Here is a 12,838-nt window from a genome sequence, read left to right as displayed (position 1 = left end):
GCGCGCGACGCGAAGGTTCATTGACGTCGGTCAACGTCTACCCTATTTTTCCAATAGGGATGGAGTCCCCTCTTACGCCCTGTCTGCTGATGACTCCTGCCATTCACACCGCGCGCCAATTAACGGCGCCGAGGCAGGATCAGCATATGACAGTCGCCCGCGCTCCCACGTCCGTGTTTTCCCTTTCGTTTACCGTCCGTTTCCCGACCGTTTCGGGCAACGGCTCGATACTGCTTGCCTTCCATTGGCCCCCGGGCGGGCCAGCGGCAGTAGCCGTTGACATGGAGTTCAAGCAATGAACCTCGCGGGCTACGAGCGCGCCAAATTCGAACTATCGGACCTGCTGCAGACGATCATCACACTCAAACTCACGGCAGAAAACCGAGCGCTCCATGATCGCCTGCAGGACCTCTTGGCGCGGCTGGCCGAGGATCGCTTCAACCTTGTTGTCGCTGGGCGATTCAACCGCGGCAAATCCTCCCTGATGAATGCAATCCTCGGCCTGGACCGTTTGCCGACAGGCATCGTGCCGTTGACCTCTGTCATCACGACGGTTTCCTACGGGACGACCGAGAAGGTCATCATCAAATATCAGCAAAGCCGCCTCGACAGCGAAATCCCTTTGGCGAAGTTGCCTGCATACGTCACTCAGGAAGGCAACCCGGGAAATAGCCGCAGCATCGCGACAGCGAACATTGAATTGCCGGCCGAAATCCTTCGGCGTGGGTTTTACTTTGTAGACACGCCTGGCCTCGGATCCGTCATCGCGGAAAACACCGCAACGACGAATGCTTTCTTGCCCGAAGCAGACGCCCTTTTGCTCGTCACGAGCTTCGAGAGCCCGCTCACGGAAGAAGAACTCGCCTTCTTCACGCGCGCTTCCAATAGCGATTTGCCCGTCTTTGTTGCTTTGAACAAGCAGGACCTCGCCACGCGGCCGGAAAGGGAGCAGGCCGTGGCCTTTGTCCGGGACCACCTTTTGGGACTGGAGGGGCGGCCGCCGGTGGAAGTGTTTGCGGTGTCCGCGCGCGACGGCCTCGCGGCGAAGCTTTCGGGTGACTCTCATGGTCTCGTCGCAAGTGGCCTTCCTCCTCTCGAAAACGCGCTCGTCGGCTTTTTGCTCGAGAAAAAAAGAACGGCTTTCCTGTCCCGCATGTGCGCGCGCTTGGAAGACCTGGTCGATGACCTGCCGCCTTTCGAGGAGTCGACGGGATTGCGGCAGCAGGCGCAAGCGCTGACTGCCAAGTATCGTGACACGGTCGCGGCAGACAAGCCACCGGAGCGTGGCGCGGCAGCCACCGAGCGTTTCAATCTGGCGCAGCTTCGGTCTTGTGAGATCTGCGCCGCGGTCGATGCGCGAGGCTGGGACTTTCTTGCTCGATTCCAGTACGAGCTCGCGACGGACCGCGATTGTCAGGCCGACTTTGCAGCGCGCTCCGGATTTTGCTGCTATCACACGGCCGAGTACCAGGAGCTCGCATCTCCATTTGGAACCTGTTCTGGTTACCCGCCCCTCCTGGAGCGGGTGGCGGCCTCGCTTCGCAGCGGTGCCCTGGCCGGTGAAACTGAAATGCGATCGGCGGTCGAGGCTTTGCTGCCGTCCCGCGGCGCGTGTCCAATGTGTGCGGTGTCCGACAAGGCAGAGCTCCGCGCCGTCGCGGACGTATCGGATCGGCTGCGTTCTGGCGATGCGACCGGCACGCAGACGCTCTCCGCGCTTTGCCTGCCGCATTTGGCGGCCGTGGCGAATTCGATCGACAACCCCGACGTCCTGCGCGCCCTCCTGAATCAACAAGCTCTGACATTGGAGCGCACCGCGGAGGACATGCGCCGGTTCACTCTCAAACAAAGCGCAACGCGCCGCCAGCTGCAGACGAAGGAAGAGCAAAGCGCGTCGCTGCGTGCACTCGCTCTCGTTGCCGGGCGCCGGAACGTGAACTTCGCGGCCGGACAGACCGTTGTCTCCCCGCCTGCCTCGCATCGTACGCGGCGTCGCGTTGCAGGGGATCGGCCATGACTGAGCAAGCCCACGACATCGCGCGCCCGCCCCCCGCGGCCACAAGTGGTGCCAGCGTGAAACAGGTAACGCCCGCACCGGCGTCAGCCTTCGCCAGCATCCTGTATCCGCCCGGCCTTGAGGCGCTGCAGACGGACCGCGCCGACGAGCCAGAGTGCTTCGTTGATCTGAATCTCGATCAGGTGGTCGCGGCCGTCGTGGCCAAGCGCGATGAAGGAGTCTTGCGGCCAATCTTCTACTCCCCCTGCCGGCACGAGGAAATTGTTCGCTACCGGCAATCAGTATTCGCAGATCTTGAAAAGCCTGACGTGTTTAAGCTGTTTCCGGCATTTTGCGAGGCGATGCGGTCTGTGCGCGGCAATCTCGACTATGCGCAGAAAATCTCCTACCGCAGCCATAAGCACACCGTGTTCCTGCGGGCCGTCAGGCTGTATTGCGAGAGTGTAGATGAGCTTTTGCGCGATCTGCAATCGGTCGCGCCCCGGTCGCTGGGATTGAGAAACCTGCTCGGCTATCTCGATACATACGTTCGTTCCGGCGCATTCGGCCAACTTTCGAAGGAAACGGCCGAACTGCGGGAAGCTTTGTCGAAGCTGAGCTACGGCACCCTGTTTCGCGGCGATAAGGTCACCGTACGCAAATATGCGTTCGAGCCGGATTACACCGCGACGATTCTTGAGCGCTTTGCCAAGTTTAGGGAAACCGAGATCGAGGCGCCTGCGCCACGCAAACCCAAAGACGAGTTCTCGCTCAATCACATCGAGGAAGCAATCCTCGAGTTCGTCAGTCGTCTTTTCCCAGAGCAGTTTCGTCGTCTCGACGACTATGTAGCGCGGCACGGTGGGTTCATCGACGAGGCCATTGCGCGGTTTGATCGCGAGATTGGATTTTACGTCGCCTATCTCGATTACATTGAACCGCTCAAGCGTACCGGCCTACCGTTTTGCCACCCCGCGGTCTCGGTTTCATCCAAGGAAACTGAGGTGGAAAACAGCTTTGATCTGGCGCTCGCCGGAAAGCTGGTTCTGGAAAAGGGCACCGTTGTGCGCAACGGTTTCCGGCTTTCCGGAGGGGAGCGTCTCCTGGTCGTCTCCGGCCCGAACCAGGGCGGCAAGACGACCTTCGCCCGCATGTTCGGCCAACTGCACTTCCTCGCCGGTCTCGGCTGCCCGGTGCCCGGGACCGCTGCACGCTTGTTTTTGCCTGATCGAATCTTCACGCATTTCGAACGCGAAGAGAACATTACAAATTTGCGGGGCAAGCTTGAGGACGAGCTGGTTAGATTGCATGAGAGCTGCAAGATCATGACGCCGGACAGCGTGATCGTCCTCAATGAGATCTTCAATTCGACGAGCCTCGACGACCAGGTCTTCCTCAGCACCAGGGTGCTGCAGCAGTTTCTAGCTGCGGACGCGATCGGCGTCTGCGTCACTTTCATCGACGGGCTATCGACGTTGAGCGAGAAGACGGTGAGCATGGTCAGCACCGTCGATCCCGATGATCCGGCGCGCCGGACCTTCGAGATCGTGCGCAAGCCCGCCGATGGTCTCGCCTATGCGCTCTCGCTGGCGCAAAAGCGTGGTGTGACATATGAGCAGCTTCGCAAGAGGGTCCAGCCATGAAGACCTTCTTGATGCATCCGGATCGTGATTTCGACGCAGAGCCGCCGTCGCCAAAGGCGCCAATCCCCTACGCACAGGATCTTGAGCTCAATGTGCTGCTGACCGCCGCCGCTGGTGGAGACCGCTATCTTTATGACATCATGGCTGCAGCTTGTGCGCACGCGTGGTCCAACGACATCGCAACTGTCCGCTATCGGCAAGAGGTTCTCAAGGATTGTATTGCAAACGCGGCTATCGTCCGGCAATTCTATGCGCTTGCAATCGAGCCGTTCAGCCGAGATCACAGCTGGAATTTCAGTCTCTATGGGCGGGACGCCTCCTCGATGGTCGGCAGCGGCGTTCGCACGCTGCAGAGTTGCCTCGACGTGCTCGGCCGGCTGCGCGATACCTGCATTTTCAATGCCGATCGATTCAAGTCAGCAGGGTTTCGGCAGTTCTTTGCCACACTCGAGGAGGACCTGGACGATACCTACCTGGAGGCAGCTCGCGCCGACCTCAACAATCTCACGTTCCGACACGGACTTCTCTTGAGTGCGCAGGTGGGAGATGGCGGCAAGGCGTTCGGCACGATGCTGCGGAAGCCGCAGCCGCGCGATCTCAGCTGGATACGCTGTATTCTCACGCCAGGCGCGCCGAGCTTTACATATCAGCTTCACCCCCGCGATGAGGCAGGCGCCCAAGCCTTCGGCGAATTGCAGGGCCGCGGTCTCAGCCTGATCTCCGACGCGATCTACCAATCGGCCGAGCATGTCTTAAGCTTCATCAAGACGTTGCGCGCGGAACTCGCATTCTATCTCGCGTGTCTCAATCTCAAGGACCGCCTCGATCAGATCGGCGAACCGCTTTCCTTTCCGGAGCCGATCGAGGCTCAAGCCCGCTTTCGTTGTCGAAACCTGCGCGACGTTTCCCTGGCGCTGACCATGGGCCGCCCGGTGGTGGGAAACGATGTGAACGCCGACGGCAAGCCGCTGATCGTTATCACCGGAGCCAACCGCGGCGGCAAGTCAACATTCCTGCGCAGTGTTGGGCTCGCCCAATTGATGTTGCAATGCGGCTTGTTCGTCACGGCGGACGAGCTTTCGGCTTCACTCCATTCCGGCCTGTTCTCGCATTACAAGCGGGAAGAGGATCGCAACATGCGCAGCGGCAAGTTCGATGAAGAGCTCGTGCGTATGAATGAGATTGCGGAGAAAATACATCGCTCTGCGTTGGTCCTGTTCAACGAGTCGTTCGCGGCCACTCATGAGCGAGAGGGTGCGGAAATCGCGCGGCAAATCACGTCAGCGCTGCTCGAAAACAATGTCACGGTGTTCTTCGTCTCCCACATGTACGAGTTTTCGCGGTCGTTTCTTGACGACGATCGGACGGTATTCCTTCGAGCCGATCGCGGCGAGGGAGGTGCGCGGAGCTTTCAGCTGCGTGAGGCGAAGCCATTGCCGAGTAGCTTTGGAGCCGACCTTTACGAGCGGATCTTTGGCGCTTAGCGAGCAAACATCTCCGAACGGGCCAGCCGCCTCCTCCCCGAGTGAGGCATCCGACATGATCGGCAAAAACGCGTAGCCGCGACCGCTGTTGACCTGCGCGGAGATTGGGCGACGGTGTCTGAATTTTGGTCGTTCGGTGGCATTGACAGCACTTGTTGCGCTGCGGTAAGTGCGCTCCCGGCAATGGAATCTGCCAGACCCTCCCGGGTCGAACCGCTTCTTTGAGAGGCTGATGACTCCTACTCGCTGCAGTTTTTTGCAGGTGAGGAGTCGTACCTGCTGCTATCTCATTCGGGATTGCTGACAGATTGAGAGCTCCGCCTGTATTCGGAGCCCTGAATGTTGTTCAGCACGTTGTCGAGCCGTCTGTCTCAATTTTCCGTCCTGGCTAGGTGGCTGATCTTCGTCGTCCCGATGGCGTCGGTCGTCGGGACGATTTGCGCCTTGTTCCTTTGGGCCCTCGACGCCGCCACGAAGGCTCGCTTCGATTACCCTTGGCTGCTCTTCGGGCTCCCCTTCGCGGGCCTTGCTGTCGGTCTCCTCTACCATTGGGTCGGACGCTCCACCGAAGGCGGCAATAATCTCATCGTGGAGCAAATCCACGAGCCTGGCGCAGGCGTGCCGCTGCGGATGGCGCCCCTCATCTTCCTGTCAACTATCGTCACGCATCTATTTGGCGGCTCGGCAGGACGCGAAGGCACGGCGGTCCAGCTCGGCGGGAGTTTGGCAAGCGCATTTGGAAAGGCTCTTCGCCTCGATACGGATGAGGTTCGTCTGATGTTGATGGCGGGTATCGCAGCCGGCTTCGGAGCCGTGTTCGGTACGCCAATTGCCGGCGCTGTGTTCGCGTTGGAAGTGTTGACCGTCGGTCGCATTCAATATGAGGCCTTAATCCCCTGTTTGATCGCCGCCGTGACCGGCGACTGGATTTGTCAGCTGTGGGGCATTCAACATACCCACTACAGTCTCGGGTTCGGCGCTGGCCTGCCCAACTTCCATTTGGATATCGTACTGTTCGCCAAGGTTGCTTTAGCGGCGATCGCGTTCGGGTTGATCAGCCAACTCTTCGCCGAAGCCTCCCATGGTGCCCAGTCGATCCTGAAAAGGCTCGTATCCTTCGCTCCCCTGCGGCCGGTCGTCGGAGGCCTGCTTGTTATTGCCCTTGTTTATGTCCTCGGCACGCGCGTCTATCTCGGCCTTGGCGTGTGGTCGGCGAACCCCGCTGATCCAACCATTGCGGGCTTTTTCGATCCCACACGTACGGATCTGTGGAGTTGGCTGTGGAAATTCGTGTTTACGGTCGTCACGCTAAGCGCAGGTTTCAAGGGCGGAGAAGTCACCCCCCTTTTCTTCATCGGTGCAGCGCTCGGCAACGCCCTTGCGCACCTGCTCGGGGCTCCTGTTGATCTCATGGCGGGTCTCGGCTTCGTGGCGGTGTTCGCCGGCGCGTCGAATACGCCGCTCGCCTGTACAATCATGGGCATCGAGCTATTTGGCGCCGACAACACGGTCTACATCGCGACGGCGTGTTTCATTGCTTACGCCTTCAGTGGACATTCCGGGATCTACCTGTCGCAACGACTCGGCGTCCCGAAAACGAACTTCGATTTCATCCCTCCGGACGTCGCACTGCGCGACGTCCGCGCGATCGGCCGGCCGGGGCCGGTCGTCAACCATCTCGAAAGCCGCGCGCGCAAGCGACTGGCAGGCGAGTCTTCCTCTCTCTCTAACAAGGTCTATGAAATGAAGCCTACGCATAATTTGACTGCGAGCGATGTCGGCATGGTGCGGATTTACTTGAAGCCGCGTGATCGGATGCCGAACAAGGGCGTTCGCGCCTTGTGGAGCTCCCGCCCGCTCTACCGAGAACTGGTTTTGGAAGCCAAAAAGGACGGCCTGATGAATGCTGTCGCCCATCACACGCATTATGGCTATAGCAACCATGGTCGCGTTCAGGACCATTCCAGCGAGATAGCAAATCCGGAACTGACCATGTGTGTAGAAATCATTGGCCATCGGCCGGATCTTGAGAGCTTTGTGCGCCGGCATGGAGCATTGCTTCACGACAAGGTCATCATCTTCAAGCATCTAGAACACTGGAGCATTGACCAGGAAGGAGACTCTCTCGTCGAGGAGACGACTCTCGGAGAGCCGCTGCTCAAAAAGGAAGAACGCCGCATCGGGTGACGCCGGGCTTCGATACATGGAGGTGTTGCCCGGCAACACTTCCATTCTAACCTTCTGCTTCAGCGCTTAGCGCGCCATCACCCGAGATATGGGATTGTCGGTGAGCGGCGGTATTTATCGGCGATTTGAATCTGCCGAGAAGACCGCGGCCGCCTCATTCTATCACCTCCAGGGGAACCCATTGCTCAATGGCTTCCCAGCTGATCATTGCGGCGGGCAACATGCAGCGGACCTTCCTTGCGAGGGCCTCGAGTTTGTCTCGGGAATCGATCACTTCCACGGTCACCGGCGTGGCGTCCTCAATGCCCAGAAACCGCGCGATAAGCCGGCGATAGCCACGGGTCACGCCGGTCACGATCGGTTGCGACAGATGCAGATCATGAGCTGCCTGCAGAATGGCCGCGCTTGCGGAATGATGACCATACCGCGCCTCGGGAAGGACCACGATCTTCAGCGAGACAGAACGGCGGTGAGCGATCTTAACTTGAGATCGTGTGCTTGATGGAAACCGAGGATCTTGCTCTATGCTCACCTGCACCGCCCAACCCGGTTTTGCGGCGAGGACGCAGGGTCCCGACCGCGTTGACCAGAGTAGGAGCCATCAGCCATAAGGCGGTTCGGTTCAGGGGAGCTCCATCCCCAAGCTGCAAATATCTATTTGTCCGAGGACGCCGTCAATCGAAAGTTTGCGGAGTTTGGGCGGCGGATTGCTGGAACCAGCGCCAGTTTGAAGGGTGCTTCAACCCCGCAGGGGAGGCCATTTTTCAGAATGTGCGATGCGCGGGGATCGCGTCGGACGACAGAGATGCGCGACGCCCTCATTGTTTGTCTGCCCGCGGCAAGCCAGATCAGAACGATCAGAGGCGTAGAGCGAACCGATACAGGCGACGATCTCCAAAGAACCGTCGAACTGCGCAATTGCTCGCAAATTCGACCGGGATAATCGCTCCGGTCGCGATCCAGGCTAAAGGGTGATCATGGTGAGGGATACCATCCGCTATCGGGCAGCCCGAATGCGACATCAGCGCACCTGGAGAACCCACGACAGCGCCGTGTAAAGCAAGAATGACACGACGCCGGCCAGAAGCGGCGTGAAAAACCAAGAAAAAGCGATCTCTTTGACGGCCTTCCAGCTGATTGGCTCACGCCCCCGCGCGCCGGTCGCGCCCGCCATGCCGCCGAGCAGCGCCTGGTTCATCGAGGTGGGATAGCCGCACCATGCAGCCGTGTGAGCCGTGATGCTTTGCGCAAGTTTTGCACCGACGCCCATATTGGTGTCGAGGTCCACGAGACCTTTTCCGACCTTGTCAAGGATCGGCCGACCCCACGTCAAGGCACCGATCGCCATGACAATACCGCCCACGAAGCCCGCCTGCATTTGGCTCATCTTGTGCAAGCCATAAAACACGCCCACGGCATTGCCGGTGTTGTTGGCCCCAAGCGTATAAGCCGCATAACAAGAGGCTGCCAGCAGGAGCCAGCGAAGCCCTCTTTCGGCACGTTCCCCATAATTTTGGCTGACGCCGTCTGCAATGCGCGTGAAGGCGAAGCCGAGTAAGCCACTCGCTATCGGCGTGCCTATCCACGTGACAAAGAGCAACACGACGGTTGTGCCCCAGAAGATAGGGACGCCCATGGCGAGCGCCGCGCCAACGACCGAGAAGCACGCGAGTTGGGACGTCGAGACAGGCCATTTCATCCAGGTGTTGGCGGCCGTCACCAGCGCGGCCGTCAACATCATCACCATCGCGCCGAGCGGCGTCAGATCCTGCGCTCGAATGATCCCTGTTCCGACGGTCGAAACGACATGGGAACTGTCGAAGGTGGCGCCAATCAGCACGAAGACAGCGATCAGGATCGTCGCCACCGTTCGGCTCTTGATCAGACCAGTGCCATAGGCCATGCCCATGGTTGCCCCGGTATAGTGCGAGCCGATGGTCCATCCGAAAAACAAGCCCGAAATTAACATGCCGGCTGTAAGAAACTGGTCCATCCAACTTAATCCAATAATGAGACTACGTGTTCACTGCTCAGGACTGCGCCACGCCCAAGCGATGCTCTGCGCGTGCGGTCGCCAAGACCACCCGTGCTGCGTTGAGATTCATAAAAGCGATCCCGAAGCCGACGATGACGTCTGGCCAAACCGAGGGATATCGCAGCGTCACGACACCCGCGGCAACGATCGCGATATTGGCGAGGGCGTCGTTCCGGGCGGAGAGAAAAGCAGCGCGCGTCAGGCTCCCGGCGTCGCTACGGAATCGCGCCAGCAGGATCGCGCAAAGCAAGTTGACCACCAGCGCACCAGCGCCTGTCAGGCTCAGCGATATGGCGGCCGGAGCGGCAGGCGCATTGAACTTTTCCCACAGCGTCCAGGCAAAGGCGATCCCAGGCGCGAGGAGGATTCCAGATAGAAGCATGCCGATTTTGGCTCGGCGTCCGGCGCTCCATCCAAGCGCTGCCAAGATAAGGATATTGACCGCTGCATCTTCGAGAAAGTCGGCGCTGTCAGCGAGAAGCGAGACGGCGCCGATCGCGAGGGCGACGGCGAATTCCACGCCGAAATACGCAAGATTCAATGCGGCAACGATCGCAGTGGCCCGTCGCAGGCTTTCGTCGCGGCTCATGAGCCGCCCTTAGGGTCGCGTGGAGTGTGGGTTCGGTTCTCCTCGTGGGCGTCGAACACGCGCTTGGCGTATGTCTCGAGCAAAGATGCGCAATGCTGCAGCCGCGCATCGGCCTCGGAGGAAACGGGAGCTTCATAGAAGTCGAGCTTGCGGATTTTGGCGAGCCAGCCCTTCAGCTTCTCGAGGTCTTCGTCATTTTCCTCGAGCTCGGCATAGGTGAAATGCTCCGCCTTGGTTTCCTTGTCGATCTCCGCTTCGAAATCCGCACATTTGGCGATAAACTCGCGGTAAGCCTCGTCTCGATCAGCCGTAAATCGACTGATGACTTTGTCCTCTTGACCGCGATCAAGCCCGACGGTTTCCAGCAGGACCGATTCCCCGCCCATTTCGTCGACGTCATTCTCCAGCACTTTCAGGCGGCGCAGATGGTCGTCGGTCTTGGGCAACAAACAGACACCGTTCTGCAGATAAACCGCGCCCATACCCTTCAATTTCCGCCACAACGCGATCCGCTTGGCGGCGGGCTCGGGCGGGACTTTATAACTGAGGAGAAGCCAAGACGGTGAAACCATGACCCGAAAACTAATGTAACCATGGTAACAATTCAAGCGGATTGCCCGATCAAAATATTTGGCACGACCGCCACTTCCCCTGTTGCCCATGGCTCGAATTGCGTTATCGTGTTCAGCGGGGATGGATTCCCCCTTTGACCGCCGAAAGCGCTGATGACTCCTGCCATCGAGTGAATGCGAGCCATTCTTGGAGCTCGCTGAGGGCGGGATAGAGCCATGAGCGGCAAATACTCAGACGATACGGGCCTAAATTTTCACGATCTTATGGCCGACCCGATGATCCGTTTGATCATGCAGGCTGACTGCATCGACGAGCGAGAATTGCGCGAAATGCTGGAGCGCACCTCGGCAGATATGAAAAATCAGCGCCGATCGACCAATGACAATCCGCCAAAGGATCGACCTTCAGAGGTGGAAACTCCCCTTCTCCGGCGTGGTGTCGGCATTATGCTGGTCAACAATGACGGCCAGGTTTTTGTCGGCCAACGAATCGACGTAACCGTCGATGCGTGGCAAATGCCGCAGGGCGGGATCGAAAGCGGCGAAAGCCCCCGGACCGCCGCGCTGCGCGAACTACGTGAGGAGATCGGAACGTCCAACGTCGATGTGGTTGTCGCAACGGAGGCATGGCTGCACTACGAGCTTCCGGCCGAACTGCTAGAACGCCTTCCGAAAGGCGCATGGCGCGGGCAGAAGCAGAAATGGTTTCTCATGCGATTTCGAGGAATAGATGCCGAGATAAATGTTGCGACTGAACATCCCGAGTTTTCTAAATGGAAATGGGTGCCCGCCGATCAACTAATTGATCTGATCGTGCCTTTCAAACGGCAGCTCTACCGGAACGTCCTGAAAGAATTTGCGTCTTATCTGCCGGCCGACGCTTCTGCTGATAAATACTGATTGCCGGCTGCCGTGTTTCGACATGTCGCTTATGCATTATGCAACGGCTTGATTAAGCGCCTCTTCATGCTAACGTTCGCAACGGGAATGGAGTCTCCCATCAAATGCCGAAAGGCTGATGACTCCTACTGCGACTGATCGCGGTGGGAGCTTCTGTTGCAAACCCGCCGGAAGGCGGGTTTTTATGTATCTCGTGACCAGCGGTCCAGACATTCCGGCGGTGAGCTTCCGTTGCCTCAGCCCCGTCACCCCGGATGCCAAAGGCCCCGGTCAGTACGAAAGATGCACGACCCGTCGCTTCCACCGCGGTCTCTCATCAATAGTACGTTCCAAGCGGGGCGAGGCCGGCTTGCTCCCTGCCAAAAAAGCGGGATCCTATCTCCGGTTTTCCGTCGGGCGTCATTATCAGCTGGCAACCACCTACGCCGGTGCGTGAGCACGCCGTGGAACGCCCACCGTCGAGTGCCTTCCTGTCAATGGCGCTCGGTTTCGTGTTCGGAACAGCCCTCATTACGGCTTTTCATATATCTCCGATGCTAATGGTGGTTCTCGTCACCGCCGCGATCGCCGCATATATCGAGTTTCAAACCCGCGCATAATGGCAGGGGCACCCGACTGAATCGCCAAACAGATTTGTCGAAGAAGCCGGTACTGGGACTTCATTCGGAGCGGTCGGAGCTTCGCCATCGCGCAATCAGGCACATGCTCAGAACACACGATAGACCCAGAAGCCCGGAGATAAGCGCGACATCATCTCCGCCATAGGTAACATAACGCACAGTGGCAGCCGACCAAAAGAAACCCATCAGGCCGGCACCGATCGAAACATAGCGGGGCAAACCGGCCATAAAGTGCGATGCCTCTCTAAAGAGGCCGACGATCGCTAAAGCGTCGGTCAGCCGATCGTCCCTCTAGCGGGCGAGTAATCGCACAAGCATGACCATGCTCAACGCCGAAAACAAAAACGCGCATGTGCCGGTAATGGCGACAGCGACCTTACCCTGTCCCTGATCCACGGCGGTTAATCTAGATTGCTTGTCGAGACGCGCGATACCATCCATGAATTGGAAATGAAAAACGCCCGCCATCCCGACGAGTATGAGCGCGCAGGCCAAATCAAGCGCCGCGGATTCTGTCCCGTATCCCGCAATCTGAATGCCCGTAAAAACCGCGACGCTTGCAGCAAAGACCCTGGCGCCCCTACGTACCCCGGCCGCACGCAAGAATGCCTGCATGTCGGTGGCTATCGCTTGCGCGCCTGCTTGGCGATCACTGGCACGTCAGCCGCCTGCGACCTCCTATGCCAAAAAACAATTATCACACCGAGGATGCCGCATCGGATCAAGACCTCACACAACACTCTCATCGTGTCCTCCACGCTTCTACGTGCCGGCGTGGGGTGTGAGCAAACTCCCACCACGACCAGCGCAAT

General features: G+C 58.9%; 10 protein-coding genes and 3 riboswitches. Of the genes, 5 read left to right on the top strand and 5 right to left on the bottom strand.

Translation table 11 applies throughout. From position 1 onward, the window contains the following. Positions 1 to 295 precede the first annotated feature (295 nt). The 4 genes from KHC23_RS22675 (at position 296) to KHC23_RS22660 (ending at position 7,310) form a co-directional block, all read left to right on the top strand. Complete coding sequence (locus KHC23_RS22675) at positions 296 to 2,017, top strand: dynamin family protein (protein ID WP_213375983.1); 1,722 nt, start codon at positions 296 to 298, stop codon at positions 2,015 to 2,017. Then, positions 2,014 to 3,639, top strand: a complete 1,626-nt coding sequence (locus KHC23_RS22670; protein WP_213375982.1) for a MutS-related protein — start codon at positions 2,014 to 2,016, stop codon at positions 3,637 to 3,639. The genes KHC23_RS22675 and KHC23_RS22670 overlap by 4 nt, the downstream gene beginning before the upstream one ends. Next, positions 3,636 to 5,123 carry a MutS-related protein gene (locus KHC23_RS22665; protein WP_213375981.1) on the top strand — a complete coding sequence of 496 codons (1,488 nt, stop codon included), beginning with the start codon at positions 3,636 to 3,638 and terminating at the stop codon, positions 5,121 to 5,123. Before KHC23_RS22670 ends, KHC23_RS22665 begins: the two co-directional genes overlap by 4 nt. 170 nt (positions 5,124 to 5,293) lie before the next feature. Then, a riboswitch (Fluoride riboswitch) is annotated at positions 5,294 to 5,372 on the top strand. Between the two features lie 90 nt (positions 5,373 to 5,462). Further along, the gene (locus tag KHC23_RS22660; protein WP_213375980.1) at positions 5,463 to 7,310 is read left to right on the top strand and encodes a DUF190 domain-containing protein; all 1,848 of its coding nucleotides are present in this window, start codon (positions 5,463 to 5,465) and stop codon (positions 7,308 to 7,310) included. A 154-nt stretch (positions 7,311 to 7,464) separates the two neighbouring features. On the opposite strand, the gene KHC23_RS24590 is transcribed toward KHC23_RS22660, so the two are convergent. The 4 genes from KHC23_RS24590 to KHC23_RS22640 all read right to left on the bottom strand — a co-directional run bounded on the left by KHC23_RS24590 (position 7,465) and on the right by KHC23_RS22640 (position 10,506). Continuing rightward, complete coding sequence (locus KHC23_RS24590; protein ID WP_213375979.1) at positions 7,465 to 7,842, bottom strand: DUF190 domain-containing protein; 378 nt, start codon at positions 7,840 to 7,842, stop codon at positions 7,465 to 7,467. Positions 7,843 to 7,895: 53 nt separating this feature from the next. Continuing rightward, positions 7,896 to 7,960: riboswitch (Fluoride riboswitch) on the bottom strand. A gap of 371 nt (positions 7,961 to 8,331) precedes the next feature. Continuing rightward, positions 8,332 to 9,303: an inorganic phosphate transporter gene (locus tag KHC23_RS22650; RefSeq protein ID WP_213375978.1), complete on the bottom strand. Its 972-nt coding sequence runs from the start codon at positions 9,301 to 9,303 to the stop codon at positions 8,332 to 8,334. Positions 9,304 to 9,340: 37 nt separating this feature from the next. Continuing rightward, positions 9,341 to 9,934, bottom strand: coding sequence for a cation efflux transmembrane domain-containing protein (locus tag KHC23_RS22645; RefSeq protein ID WP_213375977.1), 594 nt, complete (start codon positions 9,932 to 9,934; stop codon positions 9,341 to 9,343). Beyond that, a complete protein-coding gene (locus tag KHC23_RS22640) occupies positions 9,931 to 10,506 on the bottom strand; it encodes a Chromate resistance protein ChrB (protein WP_213376022.1) in 576 nt (191 codons plus the stop codon). Before KHC23_RS22640 ends, KHC23_RS22645 begins: the two co-directional genes overlap by 4 nt. A 216-nt stretch (positions 10,507 to 10,722) precedes the next feature. Between KHC23_RS22640 and KHC23_RS22635 the strand changes: the two genes are divergently transcribed. After that, complete coding sequence (locus tag KHC23_RS22635; protein WP_246544885.1) at positions 10,723 to 11,406, top strand: RNA pyrophosphohydrolase; 684 nt, start codon at positions 10,723 to 10,725, stop codon at positions 11,404 to 11,406. Between the two features lie 74 nt (positions 11,407 to 11,480). Then, positions 11,481 to 11,541: riboswitch (Fluoride riboswitch) on the top strand. A gap of 776 nt (positions 11,542 to 12,317) precedes the next feature. Here KHC23_RS22635 and KHC23_RS22630 read toward each other — a convergent pair. Beyond that, positions 12,318 to 12,641: a hypothetical protein gene (locus KHC23_RS22630; protein ID WP_213375976.1), complete on the bottom strand. Its 324-nt coding sequence runs from the start codon at positions 12,639 to 12,641 to the stop codon at positions 12,318 to 12,320. Positions 12,642 to 12,838: the final 197 nt, after the last annotated feature.

The sequence above is a fragment of the Ancylobacter dichloromethanicus genome, assembly GCF_018390645.1.
Classification (GTDB): domain Bacteria; phylum Pseudomonadota; class Alphaproteobacteria; order Rhizobiales; family Xanthobacteraceae; genus Ancylobacter; species Ancylobacter dichloromethanicus.
This window is presented reverse-complemented; position numbering and strand designations above follow the sequence as displayed.